Here is a 20,910-nt window from a genome sequence, read left to right on the forward strand (position 1 = left end):
TCCATCAGACCATCGGGCACCCGCCCTGTCACGACCGTCCGCGCCGATGTTGTGGAATCGTCATCGGCTCACCGGCCGGATCATCGCGCCGTCAACCGAGGAGCCAGGACTCCACGTCGTCGGCCTGCGGCAAGGTGGCCAGCAATTCCGCCCAGAGTTGCCAGGCGGGGGTGGACACCAACAGGTCGCGGTTCCTGCGCATCGTCCGCTGCTCCTGCTGGTGGACCAACAACCCGCTCGGGGTATCGAGATACCACGTCCCGAACTCCGCGAGTCCACGGGCGCCGTTGAACTGCAGGGCAGCCGTGATCTCACGGCACCGGCCGCCACGGAGATCGGTGGCCACCTCGGGCCAGGCAGCATCCAGCAGACCCGCCAGGGACTCCCTCGCCGCGCGCCCCTCCGTGCTCTGGGAGTCCTCCAGCGTCACCCCCTGCATCACCGGGCGGGACACCTCCAGACGGAGCTCCTGGGTCGGTTCCGGCCGGGGACCGAAGCCCAGGAGGTCCACGAGGAACCGATAGATCCCGCCGGCACGTTCCAATTCCAGCCGATATCCCCCGTCCAGGGGGCGGGCCGTGAGGATCCCATAACGGCTGAACCACACGAAGGCCGAGGTTCCCGGGTCTTCTCCCGGCGTATCCAGGAGCCGACCGGACCGGACCGTGGTGGCGGTCTCGGTGATCGTGATCACCATCATTCCCTGGGCCTCGATGACACTGCGGCAGAGTTCATCGAATTCATGGGCCGGCTGGCCCCCGTGCACCACGGCCCGGCCCTGGCGGTCCACGATCTCCACCACCGCACCGGACCGGTCGCCGTCGAAGGGTCCGAGCGCCTCGCCGAGGTTCTCCAGGTGGACTGTGTCCAGGTCCACCACGTGTATCTGCTCGCTCACGCGCTCATCCCCGTCCACTCCAGTTGTGCGGCCAGACCACGGGCGCCATCGATCCCCAGGCCCGAGTCGGCAGTCGGGAACGTGAAGGTCAGGGTGGTCTCCAGGCCCCCGCTCCGAGCGAGCCATTGCGCCATGGTGACAGGCACTCCGGGTGCGGTGGTGTAGATCGAGAGCCGGTGAACGGCGGGTAGGGATGGTCGCCCCATGGCGTCGGCGCCGAGGTGGAGGACGCGATAGTCCTGCAGCTCTCCGGCAAGGACTGGTTCCACCGCCTGTTGCTCGACCAGCATCCGGGACAGGTCCGTGGTGGTATTCGCCGTCAGCGCTGCCTGCGTGAGCACCAGGTTGGCCTGGAACCCGCCCGTCCAGTCCACCGGGTCCCACACGATGAGGGTGCCCTGGGACAGGCCGGAGTCGTCGATCCTCCAGCCCGTCGGAAGCTCCAACCGGAGGGCAAGAGATGGCAGGTCCAGGTGTTCCGTGGTGTCCATGGGTTCCTCACAGGAGTCGGTCGGAGGGAACAGTTGATGGCGATATGTGCTCGAGGTACCGTCAGCCGTTCTCGGCTCGCCGACCCTCATCGCGGCTCCGCCGACCGGCAGCTGCCCGTGACCGTCGGTCGAGGACCGCGCGGGCACGGCGCTCCCTCATCCAGGCCGGAGCCCACGGCGCCGGCCACGGCACACCGGCCGCGCCGGCAATGCCGAGGAGCAGTGTCAGGAAGAGGAGCACCGCCCCGCCATCGAACAACCCCGCGGGCATCGGCAGTCCGATGCCGTCCAGGAACGAGTCGATGGCCACCCAGAGACCCAGGAGCGCGAAGGAGGGGATGAGATAGAGGAACAGCCTCGACATCCAGGTCCCATACCAGTCGGCGTCCACGAGACGGGCCGGGTAATACCAGGACCACCAGAGGCATGCGAGGGCCAACGCCATCCCCGCCAGTCCGGCCATCATGCCCATCTTCCTGCACCTTCCATCTGCCACCCTGCAAGGGTGGCCCGTTCGGCCCATCCGACCGTCAGCCGAAGACCGATTTCCAGGCCTTTCCTGCGCCTTCTGCGATCTTGCCCGCCCCGTCACTCACCGCGTCCGTCACGGCCTGGGTGGCCTTGCCGATGGGCTCCTTGATCGCGTCTCCCACGACCTTACCCAACTCCGAGCCGGCGACCCCGCCGATGATACCGCCGGCTATCCCACCGATGACCGTTCCCACACCGGGCACGACCGAACCGATGGAGGCCCCGATGGCGGCCCCCGCCAGGGCACCCCCACCGACGGTGGCGCCCACTGTCGCCGTGCGCCCGACGCGTTCTGCGGTCCGCATCTCCGGGTGGTTCTGCTGGTCCTGGCTCCACTGACCGGCCCCGGCTCCCACACCGGAGATGACAGCGCCCACGGGACCCGCCACCCGGCCCACCCGGCCCCACCGGGCATAACGGGTGGCTTGGTGTGGCTTGGCCTGGTAGTTGGAGCTGTTGGTTCGGGCGGCCATCCGGCCCAGGGCGGTGGACCCCGGCACGGTGGCCTTGACGTACCGCCCGCCGTGGGACACGTTCCGCGGATCCCACCCGAAGGTCCGTCCCACGAGGGAACGGGCGTTCGCCCCTCGACCGGACAGGCTGCGCAGGGGCTTCGGCAGCCAGTTCTGCCGCGGCGCGAACCGCCCCAGCCGGTGCCGTTGGATGGAACCGGCCATGGAGACTCCGGTGATCGCGTGGCTCATCCCCCACAGCGTCCAGGCGAGCCCCGGTGCCAGGGCCTCCGAGGGGGTCACCCCAAAGGAGGACAACCAGGAGTTCAGTGCCGGATCGTAACCCTCCACCCCTTCAGCCTCACGGGCGGCGGCGAGGTGCAGAGGCAGCTGCGATCCACGGTCGGAACCGTCGGGAGCATCGATCCCGGACAGCGCCGTGGCGCAGGTGTTCTGTGCCTCGTCCTTGGCCTCGGCCAGCAGCTGACACCGTCCCTGCAGATCCGCGATGGCCTCCTCCCTGCCGGCCCGGTCGTCCTCGTATCGAGTCCCCGAGTTGAGGTTGAAGTCCTCGATGTCCGCCAACAGAGTGGTCCGGGTCGTCGAGAGATCGTCCAGCGTGTCCGCATACGTCTGCAGTGCGAGCTTGGCCGAGGAGGCAGCGGTGGTGAGTTCGGAGGACAGGTCCACGGGCGTCTTCATGGCCGTGTGGACGGTCTCGGCACCGGCGGCGTCGTAGCTGATCTCCAGGGGCGACCACTGGGTGGAGATGGTGCCCATGGTCGTCTCCACGGACGCGTACTCGGTGGCCATCGTGCTGGCCGCCGTCCGGATGGCCTCGGGGTCGTCCAGGTCGACGACGGTGAACAGTCCGCTCACGGCCGGGTCCCTTCCGCATCGACCTCCTGCGAGGCGGCCCGGTCGAACATCTCCTCGTCACCCTCGCGGTAGATCTCCAGGGCCTGGCCCGTGGCCGAGATGTTGTGCCGGGTCGACGAACCGATCACGCTGTCAAAGGAGTACAGCACCTCACCCCGCAGGGACGTCAGGGCGCCGGCCACCACCGGGCTGTTGGTCAGGGTGTCCGCTACCTCCCCGGCGGCCTGGTGGCCCGCCTGGAAGTCACCGCGCAGGTCCTCCGCCGTGCCGGCGGTGCTCGTCACGGCTGCACTGGAGTCACCGTAATCCAGTTCAAAGGTCATGGTCTTCGTCGCTCACCGTGTCGATGGGTCAAAGGATCGCTGTCCAGCCTAACGACATCCGGGCGTCTGTGAGGACTGCGGTCAGTGCCTGTTCTGGGCCCGCGGGTGGGCTGCGGCGTAGACCTCGCGCAGGGTGTCCGCCGTGACGAGGGTGTAGACCTGTGTGGTGGTGACCGAGGCGTGGCCCAGCAGTTCCTGCACCACGCGGACATCCGCCCCTCCCTCCAGCAGGTGCGTGGCGAAGGAGTGACGCAGGGTGTGCGGCGAGACCTCCACGTCCAGTCCTGCCCTCCCGGCGGCGTCTTTCAGGATGCTCCAGGCGGACTGGCGGGACAGCCGGCCGCCGCGCTGGTTCAGGAACAGCGCCGGTCCCCCGGCGCCGGACCGAGCGGACAGTGCGGGCCGGCCACGGACCAGCCAGGCCTCCAGGGCCGCGGCCGCGTAGGAGCCCAATGGCACCACCCGCTCCTTGGAACCCTTGCCGAACAGGCGCACGACGGCGGGGCCCGGCTCCCGCTGCCCGGTGGCCTCCCCGTCCCCCGGCTCGGCACCGGATGCGCTCCCCGGACCTCCGACTGGATCCCCGGCAGGATCTCCCGCTGGACTGCGGACGGCCCCGATCACATCATCCACGTCCAGGCCGATGGCCTCGGAGATCCTCGCCCCGGTGGCGTAGAGGAACTCGAGCAGGGCCCGGTCCCGCAGCCCGGCCGCGGTGTCCGTGGGGACGGCCTCCAGCAGGGCCGTCACCTGCTCCACCCGGATGGCCTTGGGCAGTTCCTGGGCGGGGCGCGGCGGGGTGACGTCCTGGGCCGGATCAGTCGCGGTGAGCTGCTCCAGCGTCCAGAACCGGTGCATCCCGCGCACGGCCACGATGGTCCGTGCCGCGGACCGCGGAGCCAGGGGGTGCCCGCCGTCCGCCCCGGTGCCCAGGGCCTGGAGGAAGCCCGTCACGTGATGACGGGTGACCTGCGCCGGTTCGGCCACCCCCTGGGACGTCAACCAGCCCAGGTAGCGGTGCACGTCCCGGCGGTACGCGGCCAGGGTGTTCACGGACATGCCCCGTTCCACGGCGAGATGGTCCAGGTAGGCCTCCGCCGGGCGCCGCAGGGACCGCGGAGCCTCTCCCGTCGCGCCAGTGCCCGTGCCGGCGCTCATGTGGCCGCGGAACGGCCGTGCCAGGGGGCATCCGCCGGCCGGAGCGCCGTATCCGGCTGTGTCCGGTACGCGGTCAGGGCCAGCAATCCCACCACCAGGGAGGGGTTGCGCAGGCGTCCGGCGAGCACCGCCTGCACGGCCTCGTCGAGGGGGACCCAGGCCTGCGGCATGCCGGCCTCCTCGCCGGTGCGCTCGTGGCGTTCGGCGGCCGGGACCTCGGAGAGACCACGGGCCAGGAACACGCGGATCCCCTCCGAGGAGGAGCCGGGAGTGGTGTAGAAGTCGCTCAGCACCTCCCACCGCTCGGCCAGCAGATCGGTCTCCTCGGCCAGTTCCCGGCGTGCGGCGTCCACGAGTGATTCTCCCGGCACGTCCAGCAGTCCCGCGGGGATCTCCCAGAGTTCCTCCCCCACCGGATGACGGTACTGCCGGATCAGCCTGACCCGGTCCTCGCCGTCCAGGGCCACCACGGCGACGGCCCCGGGATGCCGGATGAGTTCCCGGACCAGCAGTTCGGGAGCGCCCGGCGTCATCCGGAAGGACTCGCGCGTGACATCCCAGACCGCACCCGAGAACGCCGTCTCGGTCTCCACCGCGGGACGGGGTGCGGGCACATCGGCCACCACGCCGCCGCGGTGCTCGGTGTAGGGAGCCGGCGGGGTGACGGACTGCTCCGGGGGGAACGTCATGGGGTGCCCGGGCTGGCGGCCCGGCGGTCCAGCGCGGCGGCCACCAATCCGGCGAACAGCGGGTGCGGGGCGGTGGGGCGGGACTTGAACTCCGGGTGCGCCTGCGTGGAGACGTAATACGGGTGGCTCTGGCGCGGAAGCTCCACGAACTCCACGAGGGTGCCGTCCGGGGAGGTGCCGGAGATGACCAGTCCCGCCTCCTCGAGACGCTCCCGGTACTCGTTGTTGACCTCGTAGCGATGACGGTGCCGCTCGGTCACCGAGGTGGTCCCGTAGGCCTCCGCCACCACGGAGCCCTCCAGCAGCGTGGCGGGGTAGGACCCCAGGCGCATGGTTCCACCGAGGTCCCCGTCGCCGGCGACGATCTGCTCCTGCTCCGCCATGGTCGCGATCACCGGGTGGTCCGTGTCCGGCTCGAACTCCGTGGAGGAGGCGTCCGCCAGGCCCAGAACGTTCCGGGCATACTCCATGACCATGGTCTGCAGGCCCAGGCACAGTCCCAGGGCAGGGATGCCGTTCTCCCGGACGTGGCGCAGGGCACCGATCTTGCCGTCCAGGCCACGCACCCCGAAGCCGCCGGGCACACAGATCGCGTCCACGCCGTCCAGCGCCCGGCGCGCCCCCTGGGCCGTCTCACATTCGTCCGAGGCGACCCAGCGCAGGTTCACCCGGGCGTCGTTGCCGAAGCCTCCGGCCCGCAGTGCCTCCGTCACGGAGAGGTAGGAGTCCGGCAGGTCGATGTACTTGCCCACCAGGGCGATCTCCACCTCATGGGCCGGGTGGTGGACCACCTCGATCAGGCGGTCCCACGTGGACCAGTCGACGTCCTTGAACTTCAGGTCCAGGGCCTGCACCACGTAGGCGTCGAGGCCCTGGGCGTGGATGATCTTCGGGATGTCATAGATCGACGGGGCATCGGCGCAGTTGATGACGGCGTCCGTGTCCACGTCACACATCCGGGCGATCTTGTCCCGGACGTCCTGGGGCACCTCGCGGTCCGAGCGGATGACGATGGCGTCCGGCTGGATGCCGATGGAGCGCAGGGCCGCCACGGAGTGCTGGGTGGGCTTGGTCTTCAGCTCGTGCGAGGGGCCGATGTAGGGCACCAGAGAGACATGGACGAAGAAGACGTTGTCCCGGCCGATGTCCTGGCGCACCTGGCGGGCCGCCTCCAGGAACGGCTGGGACTCGATGTCTCCGACCGTGCCGCCGATCTCGGTGATGATGACGTCCGGCGCGGTGCGGGCCGGCGTCCGCGTACCCGGCTGGTCCAGGCTTCCGCCCCACGTGGCGGGCAGGCGCATCCGGCGCTTGATCTCATCCGTGATGTGCGGGATGACCTGGACCGTGTCCCCCAGGTAGTCCCCGCGCCGTTCCTTCTCGATGACGGTCGAGTAGACCTGACCGGTGGTGACGTTGTTCAGCCCGTCGAGGTCCTCGTCCAGGAACCGCTCGTAGTGGCCCAGATCGAGGTCCGTCTCCGCCCCGTCCTCGGTGACGAAGACCTCGCCGTGCTGGAAGGGGTTCATGGTGCCGGGATCCACGTTCAGATACGGGTCCAGCTTCTGCATGGTCACGGAGAGTCCGCGGGCCCGGAGCAGATGGCCCAGGGACGATGCCGTCAGGCCCTTTCCGAGGGATGAGGCCACGCCACCGGTCACGAAGATCTGGCGGGTCGCGTTGGGCGATTTCTGGAAACGAGAAGTTCTTTGCACCACGGAGTTCGATCGTAGCACCCGTTCAGGAGTTCAGGCTTGTTCAGGCGTGCGAGGCCTCGAGCAGCTCCCGTGCGTGGTCCCGCGCGGCGCCTGAACCGGATCGTCCGGCAAGCATCCTGGCCAGTTCTCCCACACGGTCCTCGCCGTGCAGGCTCGCCACGTCCGAGCTGGTGAAGCCCGCCTCACGGTCCGAGTCCTTGGTGACCTTCACATGCCGGTCGGCGAACGCCGCCACCTGGGGCAGGTGGGTCACCACGATCACCTGCACGTGGCGGGCCAACCGGGCGAGCCGGCGTCCGATCTGCACAGCGGCCTCGCCACCCACTCCTGCGTCGACCTCGTCGAACACGAAGGTGGGCACGGGGTCGGTGGCGGCCAGTACCACCTCCAGGGCCAGCATGACGCGGGACAGCTCACCACCGGAGGCCCCCTTGCCCAGCGGCCGGGGCTCGGCCCCGGCATGGGGCTGGAGCAGCAGTCGGATCTCATCTGCCCCATGGGGCCCGGGTTCCCCACCGGTGGAGACCGTCGCGTGGAAGGAGGCGTCCGGCATGGACAGGGCGTGCAACTCCTCGCTGACCAGCCCGGACAACTGGGCCGCAGCCGACTGGCGCAGCCGGGTCAGTTCAGAGGCCCCGGCCAGGACCTGCTGCTCGAGCCGGGACACCTCGGTGGTCAGCTCGTCGATCCGCCCGGAGTCATCCTGCAGCTCCTCCAACCGTGGCCGGTGGGTCTCGGCCCAGGCGATCACGTCCGTGAGTTCGGGGCCGTAGAGGCGCATCAGTCGCGTGAGCTCGGCCAGCCTGGACTGTGCCGTGTCCAGGTCGGCAGCGGCATCGTCATCCAGCCGCGCCGCGTACCCGGCCAGGTCCCCGGAGACATCCGCCAGCAGGATCCCCACCTCGGCCAGGCGACGGGCCATCCCGGCCAGGTCCTCGTCCTGGCCAGGCGCCTGGAGCAGCGACTGACGGGCTGACTCGAGGAGGGCCTCGGCAGCGGGAACCTCCACCGCGTCCGCCACGTCTGCGCCGGCCAGGTGGGCGTGGGCCCCCAAGGCGGCGGCCCGGAGCTCCTCGACATTCTCGAGCCGGGCGATCATGGCCCTCACCGCCAGGTCCTCTCCGTCCTCGGGTGCCGCGGTGTCGATCTCCTCGAGCGAGCGCTGCAGGTTCTCGGCCTCGCGGGCACGGTCCTGCTCGTGCGTGGTGATCTCTGCCAGTTCGGCGGCAGACTGCCTCCACGCGTCATAGTCGCGGCGGTACGCGGTCAGCGCCTCGGCCATGGCGGCACCGGCGAAGGAGTCCAGGGCGTGGCGCTGGGCGGCCGGTGACTTCAGGCGCAACTGATCGGTCTGCCCGTGGACCGCCACCAGGTGCTCGCCCAGCTCACCCAACAGGGCGACGGGGACACCCCGGCCACCGGCAGAGGCCCGAGACCGCCCCGAAGACCCGGAGGCACCCACCGACCGGGTGACCACCAGTGCCGACTCCGCACCCGTGGCCCCGGGCGCCTCCTCCTCATCGTCATCCACAACGGCCCCGGCCTCGGCTGCCAGGCCGAGGGCGGCGTTGGAGCGGGAGAGCCGGAACCCGGCCTCCACGGTGGCCCGGGATGCGCCGTGCCGGACCGCCCCGGCGTCCGCGCGGGCGCCGAGCAGCAGGTTCAGCGCGGTCACCACCATGGTCTTGCCAGCGCCGGTCTCGCCGGTCACCACGGTGAAGCCGGGATCCAGCTCCACGGTGGCATCGCCGATGACGCCCAGTCCGTTGATGGACAGGTACTCGATCATTCCTCCGTACCGTCCTCTCGAGGCTCGCGCGGGACCACGGGCATCGCAGCGGTGGCCGGCGGCACCACCCCCGGCCGTGGGGCCAGGTGGTGGGGTTCCACCACCGAGACCCCCCCGCTCGAGGAGGGGTCCGCGGCCATCCTGCGGGCAGCGGAGCGGGACTCCCGCGCCGCGGCCTCGGCGTGGTCCTGGGCGGTGATGGGCCCGCGCCAGCCCTTGGTGGGCAGGTTGAACTTGCGCACCAGCCGCTCGGAGAACGGTGTGCGGGACAGCCTTGCGATGCGCACCGGCTGCGCCGACCGGGTGACCTCCACGCGGGAGCCGAGGGGCAGGTCAACGGTCCTTCGGCCGTCGCACCACAGCACCCCCGGCTCGTTGGTGCGCGGCAGCACCTCCACGGTGAGCACGGAATCCGGGGCCACGACCAAGGGCTTGGCGAACAGGGCATGGGCGCTGATGGGCACCATCAGCATCGCCTGGACCTCCGGCCACACCACGGGCCCGCCGGCGGAGAAGGCGTAGGCCGTGGATCCCGTGGGGGTCGCCATGACCACCCCGTCACAGCCGTACGTGGAGATCGGACTGCCGTCCACGGCGGTGACCACCTCGAGCATCCGCTCGCGGTTGGACTTCTCCACGCTGGCCTCGTTGAGCGCCCAGGTGCGGGCCACGAGCTCCTCGCCCTGGAACACCCGGACGTCGATGGCCATCCGCTCCTCGACCTCGTAGTCCTGCGCCACGACGGCCTGGACGGTGCGGCTGAGGTCGGTACGCTCGGACTCCGCGAGGAATCCGACGTGCCCCAGGTTGACCGCCAGCAGGGGCAGCCCGGAGTCCCGCACCAGTTCGGCGGCGCGCAGCACGGACCCGTCCCCGCCGAGCACCACCCCGAGGCTGACCTCGGAGAGCGCGCAGTCCAGGCCCAGGCTCTCCGGGGCCGAGCCGAGTGGTGGCACCACCCCCAGCCGCACAGCCTCACGGATGGAATCCACGTCACTGTCCAGCAGCACCGGGACCAGCCCGGACTCCTGCAGCGCAGTGCAGGTGTGGACGGCTGCCCGGATGGCGTCTTCGCGTCCGGTGTGGGCGAGAACCAGGATTTTGCGGGGCATGGCCTCAAGGATACCCACCGTCAACTCCGGTTCAGGTCCAGTCCACAGGGTGCCCGTCCAGCCAGGCGGCCCCGTCCGGCCGGGGGCTGTCCACGGCCGCCGTCCCTGTCTCCGCACCTGCCTCTGTCTCTGTCCCCGTCGGGCGATCCAGCCAGAGGAAGAACTCCACGTTGCCGTCCTGACCGGGCAGCGGCGATCGGGCGATCCCGCGAGGCCTCAGCCCCGCGGCCAGTGTGGCGTCGAGCACCCCGGTCACCGCCCGGCGTCGTGCTCGGGGGTCCAGCACCACACCGGTCTTGGGCAGCGCCTGCCTCCCGACCTCGAACTGGGGTTTCACCATCAGCAACAGGTCCGCACCGGGCCGGCAGACACCGGCCAGCGGGGCGAGCACCAGGCGTAGTGAGATGAAGGAGAGGTCCGAGACCACGAGGTCCACCGGCCCCCCGAGGTGTTCGGCGTCCAGGTCCCGGACGTTGCAGCCCTCATGCACCTCCACACGGGGCTCCAGGCGGAGACTGTCCACGAGCTGGTCATGGCCCACGTCAACGGCCAGCACCCGCTCGGCACCGGCCTGGAGCAGGACATCGGTGAACCCCCCGGTGGAGGCACCGGCGTCCAGGCACCGCCGCCCCGAGGGCACGACGTCGGCAAACACCTCCAGCGCTCCGGCCAGCTTGTGCCCGGCCCGGGAGACATACCGAGGTCCCGAACCGCGCAATGCGACCCGATCCGCCGGAAGGCACCGGAAGGCGGACTTGGTCACGGTGGTGCCATTGACGGTCACCTCGCCGCCGGCGATGAGTCCCGCCGCCTCACTGCGGGACCGTGCCAGTCCACGCTGGGCGAGAGCCACGTCGAGACGACTGGCGACTCCCCCGGCCTGACCGCCGCTCACAAGAGCCCCGGTAGCCGTGGCTGGTCCTCCAGCAGTTGGGCCAGAGAGTCCAGGGCCGCGCCGTAGGCCTCGATCTCCTCCTCCGGGCTGGCCTCCTCGAGGTCCTGGAGTCCGCGGAGGATCTCATCGGCGGTTGGGTCACCGGTGGGGCCGGTCGCGTCCGGCTGCTCGGTCACCGAGGCTCACCTCCCAGAGCCGGGAGGGTCTCGATGACCCAGGTGGGACGCTGCTCGGGTGCGGCCTCCGCAGCGGTGGCCGCGGTGTCCACCCCGGTGAGCACGAGAGCCGTGCCGAAGCCCGCCCGATTGCCGCCGAGAATGTCCGTGTCCAACCGGTCCCCCACCACGAGTGGGTTGCGGGCGCCCAATGCCCGGGCCGCCTGCAGGAACAGCAGGGGCTCGGGTTTGCCAGCCGCACGGGGCCGGGCCCCCGTGGCGCGTGAGACTGCCTCCACCAGGGCACCGTTGCCGGGTGCGATCCCCTCGGCCCGGGGGATGGTGAGATCGGTGTTCGTGGCGATCCACTCCGCGCCTGCGCTGATGGCGTAGGAGGCCTGGGCCAGGTCCCACCAGGACACTGCCGGATCGAATCCCTGGATCACCGCGTCAGGACGCTCTGCTGCGTTCGCAACCACCTGATGGCCGTAGCGCTCCACCTCGGCGCGCAGGAACTCCGAACCCACCACCAGCACCTTCGCCGGCCGATCCGAGACGCCCAGCACCTCCGTCAGCAGGTCCACACCGGCGGTGGCGGACCCGAAGACCTGTCCGGCCGAGACATCGAGTCCGAAGCCGCGCAGATGCCCAGCCACCTGCTGCGGGGACCGAGAGGCGTTGTTGGTCACATAGGCCACGCCGATCCCACGCCCTCCCAGTTCCCGGAGGGTCTCAACCGCACCCACGATGGGCTCATCGCCGGCATAGACAACCCCGTCGAGGTCGCAGAGGACGGCGTCGTGGCCGCCGAAGAAGACCGGGTTCACCATGGTTCAGTGGTCCTGGGGGCCCGGCTCGCCGTGTTCCCCGTGTTCCCCATGTTCCCCGACTGGAGCCTCCAGGGTGTCCATGGACTTCAGATCCTCCTTGGCCAGGGCAGATGACTCACCTGCGACCTCATCGATCGCGGAAGCCGGCGGAACGAGGTCCCGGGCCCGGGGCCGCCGTTCCGGCCTCGGCGAATCCGCCTCGTCATCCACGCCGAAGTCGACGATCTCCGGCTCCTCGAAGTCACCCGTACCCAAGGCACGCTCCGCCACCACAGCCTGGCGTTGCCACGCCGAGGCCTCCTCGTGGCGGCCCGACTCCTCGAGAGCATCGGCATAGGCACGGAACAGCCGTGGGCTGAAGGAGAATCCACGGTTGCGGTCCAGCTCGGGAACCCGTAGGACCGCCAACGCGGCCTCCGGATCTCCCAGATCCCGGTGGATACCGGAGAGGACCATCACCAGCTCCGCCCGGATGGCCTTGTCCAGGCTGGCATGGTCCACCTCACCAGCCAGCTCCAGGGCCTTCTCATGACGGCCCAGAGCCCGTTCGCTGTCCACCATCTCCGGAACGTGGGTGTTGTCCCCCGTGATGCGGCGATAGGTCCTGAACTCACGCAACGCCTCGGCGTACTCACCGGCCCCGTACGCCGTCAGCCCCACGGCCTCACGAACGCAGCCCAGACGCCCACCTCGCCGGCTCGCCGCCAGCGCATGCTCGAAGGCCAGCTGCGGATCGATGTCCAGCAGGCGGCCGGCCATCACCAGGTGACGAGCCACCCAGGGGCGGTTGCGCTCGTCCAGGGAGTCCAGCTCACGGCTCGTGGCACGGTCCAGCTCCTTGCCGGTGATGTCATCATCGATCTCCGGGGACTTGGCGCGGTCCGGACGGTTTGCACTGCGCAGATCACTGGGATTGTGCACCGACGGACGATCATCCCGCCGTGGTCCACCATTGTGCCGCACGCCGCGGCGGTCCTGCCGCTGACCGCCTCCCGAGGAGGAACGGCCGGCCCCACCGGAGCGTCCGGAGTCCGCGCCGCCACTCGAACCACCGCGCCGGCGTTGGCCGGAAGCCCGGTCCGGTCGCGCGCTGTTCTGACGGCGGGGTCGATCCGACGAGCCACGCCGGTCCTGGTTCTCGGACATCCGGAGATCCTCTCTACAGTTGAGACAACGACGCGGCGAGCCTTCTCGGCACGAGCGCCCGTCAGCCACACAAGCGTAGCCGACCTGGTGTGAACGACGGGGTCAGCAGCCCGTCAGCGCTGTTAAACGAGAAGGGCCTCGCACGTGAGTGCGAGGCCCTTCCCTCAATGGTTGTCCGGCGGCGTCCTACTCTCCCACATCCTCCCGGATGCAGTACCATCGGCGCAGTGGGCCTTAGCTTCCGGGTTCGGAATGGGACCGGGCGTTTCCCCCACGCTATGACCGCCGTAACTCTTTCACCCACCCCACCAACACTCACTCTCCCCTGCATCCCACACCAATGGTGTGGACTGCTTGGACGGGTGTCAGTGGTGGGTAGCCTGAAATGGTTACAACACGACTGTTGCACTCTTCGATTATCACGGGTTGTTGTTTCGCAACCGCATAGTGGACGCTACGCATCTGGCCATCCGACACCCCTTTTGAAAGGTGTGGGATTGGGTTTGTGTGTGTAAGTTATCGGCCTATTAGTACCGGTCGGCTTCACAAGTCGTTAGTCCTTGCTTCCACGTCCGGCCTATCAACCCAGTGGTCTGCTGGGGGCCTCCCACGACAAAGTCGTGTGGAAATCTCATCTCGAAGCTGGCTTCCCGCTTAGATGCTTTCAGCGGTTATCCTTCCCGAACGTAGCTAATCAGCGGTGCACCTGGCGGTACAACTGACATACCAGAGGTTCGTCCGTCCCGGTCCTCTCGTACTAAGGACAGACCTTCTCAAATTTCCTGCGCGCGCAGAGGATAGGGACCGAACTGTCTCACGACGTTCTGAACCCAGCTCGCGTACCGCTTTAATGGGCGAACAGCCCAACCCTTGGGACCTACTCCAGCCCCAGGATGCGACGAGCCGACATCGAGGTGCCAAACCATGCCGTCGATATGGACTCTTGGGCAAGATCAGCCTGTTATCCCCGAGGTACCTTTTATCCGTTGAGCGACGGCCCTTCCACGAGGTGCCGCCGGATCACTAGTCCCGACTTTCGTCCCTGCTCGAGATGCCTCTCTCACAGTCAAGCTCCCTTGTGCACTTGCACTCGACACCTGATTGCCAACCAGGCTGAGGGAACCTTTGGGCGCCTCCGTTACATTTTGGGAGGCAACCGCCCCAGTTAAACTACCCATCAGGCACTGTCCCTGACCCGGATCACGGGCCGAAGTTAGATGTCCAGAGTGACCAGAGTGGTATTTCAACGATGACTCCACACGAACTAGCGTCCATGCTTCAACGTCTCCCACCTATCCTACACAAGCCACACCGAACACCAATACCAAACTATAGTAAAGGTCTCGGGGTCTTTCCGTCCTTCTGCGCGTAACGAGCATCTTTACTCGTAGTGCAATTTCGCCGAGTTCACGGTTGAGACAGCGGGGAAGTCGTTACTCCATTCGTGCAGGTCGGAACTTACCCGACAAGGAATTTCGCTACCTTAGGATGGTTATAGTTACCACCGCCGTTTACTGGGGCTTAAATTCTCCGCTTCGCCTTACGGCTAACAGGTCCTCTTAACCTTCCAGCACCGGGCAGGAGTCAGTCCGTATACATCGTCTTGCGACTTCGCACGGACCTGTGTTTTTGATAAACAGTCGCTTCCCCCTGGTCTCTGCGGCCCCGATCCCCTCCAGAACGCGTGGTTCCTTCAAGGTTGGGGCCCCCCTTCTCCCGAAGTTACGGGGGCATTTTGCCGAGTTCCTTAACCATGATTCTCTCGATCGCCTTAGTATTCTCTACCTGACCACCTGTGTCGGTTTGGGGTACGGGCGGCTAGAACCTCACGTCGATGCTTTTCTAGGCAGCATAGGATCACCGGATCCCCCACCTAGTGGGGTCCTATCGGGTCTCAGGCTTCACGCCCGGCGGATTTACCAACCGGACACCCTACACCCTTGGACCAGGTCGATTCCATTGCCTGGCCCGGCTACCTTCCTGCGTCACACCTGTTAATACGCTTGCCTTACCGGTTCAGGTCCCGCGCTCCCCTGCCACGCACCCCGAAGGGTGTCTAGACAGGTTCGGGCGGTTAGTATCACCGGCTCAGCATTGGCGGTTCTTCGCCGGTACGGGAATATCAACCCGTTGTCCATCGACTACGCCTGTCGGCCTCGCCTTAGGTCCCGACTTACCCAGGGCAGATTAGCTTGACCCTGGAACCCTTGGTCATCCGGCGGACGGGTTTCTCACCCGTCTTTCGCTACTCATGCCTGCATTCTCACTCGTGCACAATCCACCAACGCTTACGCCCTGGCTTCACCTCGTACACGACGCTCCCCTACCCAGCCAGACCAAGTCTGACTGCCACGGTTTCGGCGGTGTGCTTGAGCCCCGCTACATTGTCGGCGCGGAATCACTTGACCAGTGAGCTATTACGCACTCTTTCAAGGATGGCTGCTTCTAAGCCAACCTCCTGGTTGTCACAGCAACTCCACATCCTTTCCCACTTAGCACACGCTTAGGGGCCTTAACCGGTGGTCTGGGCTGTTTCCCTCTCGACCATGAAGCTTATCCCCCACAGTCTCACTGCCACGCTCTCACTTCCCGGCATTCGGAGTTTGGCTGACGTCAGTAACCTTGTAGGGCCCATCTGCCATCCAGTAGCTCTACCTCCGGGAAGAAACACGTGACGCTGCACCTAAATGCATTTCGGGGAGAACCAGCTATCACGGAGTTTGATTGGCCTTTCACCCCTACCCACAGCTCATCCCCTCCATTTTCAACTGAAGTGGGTTCGGTCCTCCACGCGCTCTTACACGCGCTTCAACCTGGCCATGGGTAGATCACTCCGCTTCGGGTCTAGACCGTGCCACTCAAACGCCCTATTCAGACTCGCTTTCGCTACGGCTTCCCCACACGGGTTAACCTCGCGACACAGCACTAACTCGCAGGCTCATTCTTCAAAAGGCACGCCGTCACCCACACCCCCCAAAAGAGGGGCCAGGCTCCGACGGATTGTAGGCACATGGTTTCAGGTACTATTTCACTCCCCTCCCGGGGTGCTTTTCACCATTCCCTCACGGTACTGATCCGCTATCGGTCAACAGGTAGTATTCAGGCTTACCAGGTGGTCCTGGCAGATTCACACGGGATTTCTCGGGCCCCGTGCTACTCGGGCACATTCTCTAAGCGGCGGAATGCATTACAACTACGGGACTCTCACCCTCTACGGTCAGCCATCCAAAGCTGTTCGTCTATACACCCGCACCTCACCACGACAGTCCGGCAGAACCATCACGAAAAGGCCCACAACCCCGAACACGCAACCCCTGCCGGGTATCACACGTGAACGGTTTAGCCCCATCCGCTTTCGCTCGCCACTACTCACGGAATCACTTTTGTTTTCTCTTCCTGCAGGTACTGAGATGTTTCACTTCCCTGCGTTCCCTCCAACCGGCCTATGTGTTCAACCGGCGGTCACACGAACAACGTCGTGCGGGGTTCCCCCATTCGGACATCCTGGGATCAACGTCCGGTTATCGACTCCCCCAGGCTTATCGCAGATTCCCACGTCCTTCATCGGCTCCTGTTGCCAAGGCATCCACCATGCGCCCTGAAAAACTTAGCCACACAAGGCCAAGCCCTCAATGAGCACCACCCCACCACACCCTCACCCCAAGGCAAGACCATGATCGGATGGATCAAAAGATGACTACATTCTCGGCGCCACCACACACCACCAGGGGGCAGTATGCGATGACAATAAAAATAAGATGCTCGCGTCCACTATGCAGTTCCCAAACAACAACCCGCACCACACCCTCCACACCACCAACACACCCAACCCCCCAAAAAAGAGAGAAGAGCACGTCAACACGATGCTTCAGCATGGCCGGAACCAGGACAGGCCAAACAACAGCCAACCCGGAACAACCACCCCCTCACCCACCACACGGTGAACAAGAAGACAATCGGTCCTGTTGTCCCAGGACCCAACAGTGTGCCAAAACCCCAGAACATCCGGAACCAATGATCTCCTTCCACACGCCGGCGCGACATCCCAGACAACATCCAGGACGCCCATTCCAAAGCGCAGTACTACAAGACCACCAGCCGATACGACCAGGGCACTATTCATTGATGTTCCACCCATGAGCAACTCGCCGACCCACAAACGGGGCCGCTACGAGCACTACACCTGAACCACACACCCACGAACACATTGATCCGCGAGCCTGTCGGCTAGGGGCTCCTTAGAAAGGAGGTGATCCAGCCGCACCTTCCGGTACGGCTACCTTGTTACGACTTAGTCCCAATCGCCAGTCCCACCTTCGACGGCTCCCCCCACAAGGGTTGGGCCACCGGCTTCGGGTGTTACCGACTTTCGTGACTTGACGGGCGGTGTGTACAAGGCCCGGGAACGTATTCACCGCAGCGTTGCTGATCTGCGATTACTAGCGACTCCGACTTCATGGGGTCGAGTTGCAGACCCCAATCCGAACTGAGACCGGCTTTTTGGGATTAGCTCCACCTCACAGTATCGCAACCCATTGTACCGGCCATTGTAGCATGCGTGAAGCCCAAGACATAAGGGGCATGATGATTTGACGTCGTCCCCACCTTCCTCCGAGTTGACCCCGGCAGTCTCCCATGAGTCCCCGGCATAACCCGCTGGCAACATGGAACGAGGGTTGCGCTCGTTGCGGGACTTAACCCAACATCTCACGACACGAGCTGACGACAACCATGCACCACCTGTGAACCCGCCCCAAAGGGGAAAGACCATCTCTGGCCCGGTCGGGAACATGTCAAGCCTTGGTAAGGTTCTTCGCGTTGCATCGAATTAATCCGCATGCTCCGCCGCTTGTGCGGGCCCCCGTCAATTCCTTTGAGTTTTAGCCTTGCGGCCGTACTCCCCAGGCGGGGCACTTAATGCGTTAGCTGCGGCGCGGAAAACGTGGAATGTCCCCCACACCTAGTGCCCAACGTTTACGGCATGGACTACCAGGGTATCTAATCCTGTTCGCTCCCCATGCTTTCGCTCCTCAGCGTCAGTAACAGCCCAGAGACCTGCCTTCGCCATCGGTGTTCCTCCTGATATCTGCGCATTTCACCGCTACACCAGGAATTCCAGTCTCCCCTACTGCACTCTAGTCTGCCCGTACCCACCGCAGATCCGGGGTTAAGCCCCGGACTTTCACGGCAGACGCGACAAACCGCCTACGAGCTCTTTACGCCCAATAATTCCGGATAACGCTCGCGCCCTACGTATTACCGCGGCTGCTGGCACGTAGTTAGCCGGCGCTTCTTCTGCAGGTACCGTCACTTTCGCTTCTTCCCTACTGAAAGAGGTTTACAACCCGAAGGCCGTCATCCCTCACGCGGCGTCGCTGCATCAGGCTTGCGCCCATTGTGCAATATTCCCCACTGCTGCCTCCCGTAGGAGTCTGGGCCGTGTCTCAGTCCCAGTGTGGCCGGTCACCCTCTCAGGCCGGCTACCCGTCGTCGCCTTGGTGAGCCATTACCTCACCAACAAGCTGATAGGCCGCGAGTCCATCCAAAACCGATAAATCTTTCCACCCCCACACCATGCGGCAGGAGGTCGTATCCGGTATTAGACCCAGTTTCCCGGGCTTATCCCAGAGTCAAGGGAAGGTTACTCACGTGTTACTCACCCGTTCGCCACTCATCCACCCCAGCAAGCTGGGGCTTCAGCGTTCGACTTGCATGTGTTAAGCACGCCGCCAGCGTTCATCCTGAGCCAGGATCAAACTCTCCGTAAAAAATTACTAAAGAAACAACAACCAACCCAGCGGAAAACCAGGCCAGCCATCATTCAATCCATGGCAAAACCACCAGCACACACGGGGTGCGCACCAGCGGCATAACCAATTCCAAAAAATTGGCATCAACAAACTTGGCACACTATTGAGTTCTCAAACAACAGGCACATGATGACTACTCACCGAATCTAATCCAAAATATTTGGACCGTTTTTCCGGCTTTCCTCGTCTGCGGTTATCAACTTTATACCCTCGGTCTTCATCTCGTCAAATCGGCGTTTCCGGCGATTTCTCGGTCTTCATAACCTTGAGTATTCAGTTGTTTTCATCCAGTTCTCCACGCCGGCCACGATGGGGCTCGACCGCTTTGTCCTGCATGATCCGAACTTCATTCGGGCCCTTGAACCTACACCGCAATGGGCGCAAGAGTCTAGGCCTGACTTCTGTTCGGGGTTGGCCGCCGATTTCCCGCTTTCGCGGCTGACGACTTGAAGAACTATACACACGGATCCGCACGGTGGCAAAACCGGCCGCAGTACCCCCCTTGCACCCCTCGGTTCCGCATGATTCCGGGGTTTTCGCTCCGGAATCCACGGAGCTGCCGAGACAGTGTGAGGCAGGTCTCCTGTGGATCTCAGGTCAGGCCGTCAGATCCACCAGGGCCAGGTGCTTCTTGCCCCGGCGCACCAGCAGGTACCTCCCGTGGAGGGCCTCCTCGGGGCCGAAGACGGCCTCGGCATCAGTCACCTTGACGTTGTTCACCGAGGCGCCGCCGTCATGGACGGTACGCCGGGCCTCCGAGTTCGAGCCGGAGAGACCCGTGGCCACGAGCAGCTCCACGATGCCCACGGGTCCCCCAGCGCCCAGGCCGGGTTCCGCCACGGGGAGTTCCGCGGTCGCCGCCGCGAGCGTCGGCTCGTCCACGGAGGCCAGGTCCCCCTGACCGAACAACGCGGCTGAGGCGCTGATGACCTTGTGGGTGGCCCCCTCCCCGTGCACCAGGGAGGTCACCTCCCAGGCCAGGGTCTTCTGCGCCTCCCGCCGGAACGGCTCCTCCTCCACCTTCACGGCCAGCGCATCGATCTGTTCGCGGTGCAGGAAGGTGAAGACCTTCAGGCGGTCGATCACATCCGCGTCCGCGGTGTTGAGCCAGAACTGGTAGAAGGTGTAGGCCGAGCACATGTGGGCATCCAGCCAGATGGCGTTGCCCTCGGACTTGCCGAACTTGGTGCCGTCCGAGTTGGTGATCAGGGGGGTGCCGATGGCATGGGCCGAGACTCCCTCCACCTTGCGGATCAGATCCGTGCCGGAGGTCAGGTTGCCCCACTGGTCCGAGCCACCGGTCTGCAGCACACAGCCGTAGTCCCGGTAGAGGTTCAGGAAGTCCATCCCCTGGAGCACCTGGTACGAGAACTCGGTGTAGGAGATGCCCTCGTCCGAGTTCAGGCGCTTGGCGACGTTCTCCTTCTTGACCATGGTGCCCACGCGGAAGTGCTTGCCGATGTCCCGCAGGAAGTCCAGGGCACTGAGCCGGCCGGTCCAGTCCAGGTTGTTCACCATCCGGGCAGCGTTGTCCCCCTCGAAGGAGAGGAATCGCTCGATCTGCCCGCGCAGGTAGCCCACCCACTCGGTGACGGTGTCCCGATCATTCAGCACCCGTTCGGCGGTCTGCCGCGGGTCCCCGATCAGGCCGGTGGAACCGCCGACCAGTCCCAGTGGACGGTGACCGGCCAATTGGAGCCGGCGCAGCACCAGGATCTGCACGAGATTGCCCAGGTGCAGAGACGGTGCCGTCGGGTCGAAGCCGCAGTAGTACGTCACCGGGCCCCCGGAGAGCAGTTCCTCCAGTGCCTCCTCGTCCGTGGAGACGTGCACGAGCCCGCGCCATTGCAGCTCCTGCCAGATGTTCGCGAAGGACGGGTCGTTGGACTGCCCGGCCAGGGCCGGGTTCACGGCCGCGGGGCCGGTGGACGTGCTGGTCACGATGGACTGCCTCTCAGGAGGATCGGTAGGGGGAATGATCAGGGAAGGGTGCAGGAGACGGGTTCAGCAGACGGGTTCTGGAAGAGGCCGGGC

Annotated in this window: 16 protein-coding genes and 3 rRNA genes; all 19 read right to left on the reverse strand. The window is 65.9% G+C overall.

Translation table 11 applies throughout. From position 1 onward, the window contains the following. Positions 1-91: 91 nt before the first annotated feature. A complete protein-coding gene (locus IMT31_RS02830; RefSeq protein WP_413543688.1) occupies positions 92-898 on the reverse strand; it encodes a hypothetical protein in 807 nt (268 codons plus the stop codon). Next, on the reverse strand, positions 895-1,389 hold the full coding sequence (locus IMT31_RS02835) for a hypothetical protein (RefSeq protein WP_345356267.1): 495 nt from the start codon (positions 1,387-1,389) through the stop codon (positions 895-897). Before IMT31_RS02835 ends, IMT31_RS02830 begins: the two co-directional genes overlap by 4 nt. A 61-nt stretch (positions 1,390-1,450) precedes the next feature. Next, the gene (locus IMT31_RS02840) at positions 1,451-1,855 is read right to left on the reverse strand and encodes a hypothetical protein (RefSeq protein ID WP_345356264.1); all 405 of its coding nucleotides are present in this window, start codon (positions 1,853-1,855) and stop codon (positions 1,451-1,453) included. A 64-nt stretch (positions 1,856-1,919) separates the two neighbouring features. Then, a complete protein-coding gene (locus tag IMT31_RS02845; protein ID WP_413543689.1) occupies positions 1,920-3,251 on the reverse strand; it encodes a hypothetical protein in 1,332 nt (443 codons plus the stop codon). Beyond that, positions 3,248-3,574, reverse strand: a complete 327-nt coding sequence (locus IMT31_RS02850; protein WP_413543690.1) for a DUF6507 family protein — start codon at positions 3,572-3,574, stop codon at positions 3,248-3,250. Before IMT31_RS02850 ends, IMT31_RS02845 begins: the two co-directional genes overlap by 4 nt. 81 nt (positions 3,575-3,655) lie before the next feature. Next, a complete protein-coding gene (locus IMT31_RS02855) occupies positions 3,656-4,732 on the reverse strand; it encodes a site-specific tyrosine recombinase XerD (protein ID WP_413543691.1) in 1,077 nt (358 codons plus the stop codon). Further along, positions 4,729-5,421 (reverse strand): NUDIX domain-containing protein, encoded by a 693-nt coding sequence (locus IMT31_RS02860; RefSeq protein ID WP_413543692.1) that lies wholly within the window; start codon positions 5,419-5,421, stop codon positions 4,729-4,731. Before IMT31_RS02860 ends, IMT31_RS02855 begins: the two co-directional genes overlap by 4 nt. Then, entirely contained in the window at positions 5,418-7,157 is a 1,740-nt protein-coding gene (locus tag IMT31_RS02865; protein ID WP_413543693.1) for a CTP synthase, read from the reverse strand. Before IMT31_RS02865 ends, IMT31_RS02860 begins: the two co-directional genes overlap by 4 nt. A 22-nt stretch (positions 7,158-7,179) precedes the next feature. After that, a complete protein-coding gene (gene recN, locus IMT31_RS02870) occupies positions 7,180-8,928 on the reverse strand; it encodes a DNA repair protein RecN (RefSeq protein ID WP_413543694.1) in 1,749 nt (582 codons plus the stop codon). Continuing rightward, a complete protein-coding gene (locus tag IMT31_RS02875) occupies positions 8,925-10,040 on the reverse strand; it encodes an NAD kinase (protein WP_345356243.1) in 1,116 nt (371 codons plus the stop codon). Before IMT31_RS02875 ends, recN begins: the two co-directional genes overlap by 4 nt. A gap of 31 nt (positions 10,041-10,071) precedes the next feature. After that, positions 10,072-10,893, reverse strand: coding sequence for a TlyA family RNA methyltransferase (locus tag IMT31_RS02880; RefSeq protein WP_413543695.1), 822 nt, complete (start codon positions 10,891-10,893; stop codon positions 10,072-10,074). 38 nt (positions 10,894-10,931) lie between these two features. Then, positions 10,932-11,111 (reverse strand): hypothetical protein, encoded by a 180-nt coding sequence (locus tag IMT31_RS02885; protein ID WP_345356237.1) that lies wholly within the window; start codon positions 11,109-11,111, stop codon positions 10,932-10,934. After that, a complete protein-coding gene (locus IMT31_RS02890) occupies positions 11,108-11,920 on the reverse strand; it encodes an HAD-IIA family hydrolase (RefSeq protein WP_413543696.1) in 813 nt (270 codons plus the stop codon). The genes IMT31_RS02885 and IMT31_RS02890 overlap by 4 nt, the downstream gene beginning before the upstream one ends. Positions 11,921-11,923: 3 nt before the next feature. After that, positions 11,924-13,066, reverse strand: coding sequence for a hypothetical protein (locus IMT31_RS02895; protein WP_413543697.1), 1,143 nt, complete (start codon positions 13,064-13,066; stop codon positions 11,924-11,926). Between the two features lie 173 nt (positions 13,067-13,239). After that, positions 13,240-13,356: ribosomal RNA gene (gene rrf / locus IMT31_RS02900) — 5S ribosomal RNA — on the reverse strand. Positions 13,357-13,573: 217 nt separating this feature from the next. Beyond that, positions 13,574-16,679, reverse strand: a 23S ribosomal RNA gene (locus IMT31_RS02905). A 73-nt stretch (positions 16,680-16,752) separates the two neighbouring features. Next, positions 16,753-16,941: a hypothetical protein gene (locus IMT31_RS02910; RefSeq protein WP_413543698.1), complete on the reverse strand. Its 189-nt coding sequence runs from the start codon at positions 16,939-16,941 to the stop codon at positions 16,753-16,755. 367 nt (positions 16,942-17,308) lie between these two features. Continuing rightward, positions 17,309-18,834, reverse strand: a 16S ribosomal RNA gene (locus tag IMT31_RS02915). The 16S, 23S and 5S rRNA genes sit together here, the layout of an rRNA operon. Before the next feature lie 639 nt (positions 18,835-19,473). Continuing rightward, the gene (gene tyrS, locus IMT31_RS02920; RefSeq protein ID WP_413543699.1) at positions 19,474-20,817 is read right to left on the reverse strand and encodes a tyrosine--tRNA ligase; all 1,344 of its coding nucleotides are present in this window, start codon (positions 20,815-20,817) and stop codon (positions 19,474-19,476) included. Positions 20,818-20,910 lie beyond the last annotated feature (93 nt).

It is taken from the genome of Citricoccus nitrophenolicus, from assembly GCF_047305825.1.
Taxonomy (GTDB): Bacteria; Actinomycetota; Actinomycetes; order Actinomycetales; family Micrococcaceae; genus Citricoccus; species Citricoccus nitrophenolicus.

Coding starts and splice junctions, on each gene's coding strand:
- IMT31_RS02835 (WP_345356267.1), bottom strand. CDS start 1,389: ATGGACACCACGGAACACCTGGACCTGCCATCTCTTGCCCTCCGGTTG.
- IMT31_RS02840 (WP_345356264.1), bottom strand. CDS start 1,855: ATGATGGCCGGACTGGCGGGGATGGCGTTGGCCCTCGCATGCCTCTGG.
- IMT31_RS02850 (WP_413543690.1), bottom strand. CDS start 3,574: ATGACCTTTGAACTGGATTACGGTGACTCCAGTGCAGCCGTGACGAGC.
- IMT31_RS02855 (WP_413543691.1), bottom strand. CDS start 4,732: ATGAGCGCCGGCACGGGCACTGGCGCGACGGGAGAGGCTCCGCGGTCC.
- IMT31_RS02860 (WP_413543692.1), bottom strand. CDS start 5,421: ATGACGTTCCCCCCGGAGCAGTCCGTCACCCCGCCGGCTCCCTACACC.
- recN (WP_413543694.1), bottom strand. CDS start 8,928: ATGATCGAGTACCTGTCCATCAACGGACTGGGCGTCATCGGCGATGCC.
- IMT31_RS02875 (WP_345356243.1), bottom strand. CDS start 10,040: ATGCCCCGCAAAATCCTGGTTCTCGCCCACACCGGACGCGAAGACGCC.
- IMT31_RS02890 (WP_413543696.1), bottom strand. CDS start 11,920: ATGGTGAACCCGGTCTTCTTCGGCGGCCACGACGCCGTCCTCTGCGAC.
- IMT31_RS02895 (WP_413543697.1), bottom strand. CDS start 13,066: ATGTCCGAGAACCAGGACCGGCGTGGCTCGTCGGATCGACCCCGCCGT.
- IMT31_RS02910 (WP_413543698.1), bottom strand. CDS start 16,941: ATGCTGAAGCATCGTGTTGACGTGCTCTTCTCTCTTTTTTGGGGGGTT.